Origin of the sequence: Clostridium sp. HMP27 (assembly GCF_000765165.1) — a bacterium.
GTDB lineage: Bacteria > Bacillota > Clostridia > Clostridiales > Clostridiaceae > Clostridium_AK.
The window spans coordinates 1-2,726 of sequence record NZ_JMFY01000028.1; the positions used below are offsets into that span (position 1 = coordinate 1).

Genomic DNA, 2,726 nt, shown 5'->3' on the forward strand with positions numbered 1-2,726 from the left:
GGTATTGGAGCTATACTTGAAAAGTTCTTCAAAGGTATGGGAATCACTCTTCCATCCTATGTTAACTCAATGATTATCGCTGCAATTATATTAAACGTTGGCGAAGCTACTGGAAAATTGAAAGTTAATCAAAAATGTATGGATACAATAGGTTCAATTGGTCTTAACGCATTCTTATCCATGGCTTTAATCGGATTAAAACTTTGGGAACTAGCTGCTGTAGCTGGACCAATGCTTGTAATATTAGTAGTACAAACAGTAATGATGTTCATATTTGCAACTTATATCACATTCAACTTAACTGGTAAAGACTACGATGCAACTGTAATGGCTGCAGGACACTGTGGATTTGGTATGGGAGCTACTCCTGTTGCTATGGCTAACATGAGATCCGTTGTAGAAAGATTCGGACAGGCTCCAAGAGCATTCTTCGTATTACCTATAGTTGGTGCATTCTTAATAGACTTTTCTAATGCGCTAATTATAACTACATTTGCTAATATATTTGCAAAATAATAATTAAATAAAAAAAGCACTGATGGACAAGTTCCTCAGTGCTTTTTTTTACTTCGCCCGGTTTATTAAATTGTAAAAATGCATAATATCTTAATTCCTTGGGAAAGATTTTAAATAGATATCTATTTAAAATATCAAGAAAGGATGAAGATGTATGGAAATCAAACTAGACATGATGCAAACCACAGCATTAGCCGTAGTAATATACTATTTTGGAGAATGGTTAAGAACTAAATTTACAATACTTTATAAATTTTGTATTCCAGCACCTGTTGTTGGAGGACTTGTTTTTTCAATCTTAAATCTAATTTTAAGACTTAGTAATATACTTAAAATCAACTTAGACACAACTCTTCAAAGTCCATTCATGATGGTGTTTTTTACTTCTATAGGATTCACAGCTAGTTTAGAACTCATAAAAAAAGGCGGAGTTCAAGTTCTTATATTTTGGGCGTGCGCTGCTGGTCTTGCAGCATTGCAAGATGCTCTAGGTGTGACCCTTGCAGGAATTTTAAACGTTAGTCCCCTGCTCGGACTTATATGCGGTTCTGTTACAATGACAGGCGGACACGGTACCGGAGCTGCCTTTGCTCCATTATATGAAAGTATGGGACTTAAAGGCGCTATGACCGCAGCTATGGCAGCTGCTACTTGGGGGCTTGTATTCGGTTCACTAATTGGTGGTCCAGTTGCAAAATCATTAATAGAAAGAAAAAAACTTCAGCCAAATAAAGACGAGAAAGCAAAAGGTAGTGTAGTAAATGAAATAGAAGAAAGAGTTACATATGAAGAATTATTTAGATCTCTCGCCCTCCTTCTCATAGCCATAGCTATAGGTGCAGTGCTTGAAAAATTCTTTAAAAACTTAGGATTAACTTTACCTTCATACGTTAACTCAATGATAATAGCAGCAATAATATTAAACACCGGAGAACTTTCTGGTAAATGGACTGTAAATAGCAAGTGTATGGATATTTTAGGAAATATAGGTCTTAATGTATTTTTATCTATGGCTCTCATAGGATTAAAACTTTGGGAACTTGCAGAACTTGCAGGTCCTATGGTTATAATACTTATAGGTCAAACAATACTAACAGGTTTATTTGCAATGTATATTACATTTAGTTTTACAGGTAAGGATTTCGATGCTGCCATAATGGCCGCAGGACACTGCGGATTTGGTATGGGAGCTACCCCTGTTGCTATGGCTAATATGAAATCCGTTGTTGACAGATTCGGTCCAGCTCCAAGAGCATTTTTCGTATTACCTATAGTAGGTGCTTTTTTAATAGACTTCGCAAATGCTCTTATAATAACAACTTTTACAAATATTTTCGCAAAATAAAAACTCATTTCAATCACTGATTCTAATTGATATTAATTCCCGCATGATCAATTAGAATCAGTGATTATTTTTTCTTTATTTCCAACAAATAAACCGAACCTAATTTCCACTAACTATACAGCATAACCATCTCCCCTTTCATTCTTTAATTTTGTAACTTAATGAAATATGAGTTACCTGTTGATTCATATTTGAGATAATACAATCAATATCAATATCCTGTATTTCTTCACATATTAATCAAGTATTAATTAATTATTAATAATTTTATTCATAATTAATTAATACCTTTGTAAATTTTTATAATACTATATGCATTAATTTCAAGTTCTTATTTAAATATATTAAACTATAGCATTTTAATACATTTTATTGGTTAATAATACATTCTACAACCATTGGCATTAGGCAGCTCCATCTATCGATTTCATTTTATTATTTACGTTCCATTTTACGACAAATAAAACTTTTATTCATAGAACCATCTTCAATTTATTTACATTTTTATATCATTATTTATAATTTTATAAACTTTTTGTTAAAAAACAAGGAATATTTATTCAAGAAGATAAATATTATTCACCTTTATTTGATAAATGAAATTTTTTTTATTTTTTATTCATTTTTTTAATTTTTTAGATTGATTTTTTTATCGTATTATGTATAATAATATGTGTACCGAACATATCGTTTTCATATTTTACAAATTAAATTAAATTTTTTTAAGAAAGGTGGACTTATTATGCAATTTAAATTAGACATGATGCAAACCGCAGCTTTGGCAGTGGTAATGTACTATCTTGGAGAATGGATAAAAAGCAAATTCCCAGTTCTTCATAAGTTCTGTATACCTGGACCTGTTGTA

The 2,726-nt window shown here is 31.5% G+C and carries 3 protein-coding genes; all 3 read left to right on the forward strand.

Translation table 11 applies throughout. The annotated features are described in order from the left end of the window. Positions 1–516, forward strand: a 516-nt coding sequence (locus DP68_RS13100; protein WP_035310253.1) for a sodium/glutamate symporter, incomplete at its 5' end; no start/stop codon positions are given. 154 nt (positions 517–670) lie between these two features. Then, entirely contained in the window at positions 671–1,861 is a 1,191-nt protein-coding gene (gltS, locus tag DP68_RS13105; protein WP_035310255.1) for a sodium/glutamate symporter, read from the forward strand. 760 nt (positions 1,862–2,621) lie between these two features. Beyond that, a partial coding sequence (locus tag DP68_RS19650) for a sodium/glutamate symporter (protein ID WP_291549158.1) occupies positions 2,622–2,726 on the forward strand: 105 nt, incomplete at its 3' end.

Coding starts and splice junctions, on each gene's coding strand:
- gltS (WP_035310255.1), top strand. CDS start 671: ATGGAAATCAAACTAGACATGATGCAAACCACAGCATTAGCCGTAGTA.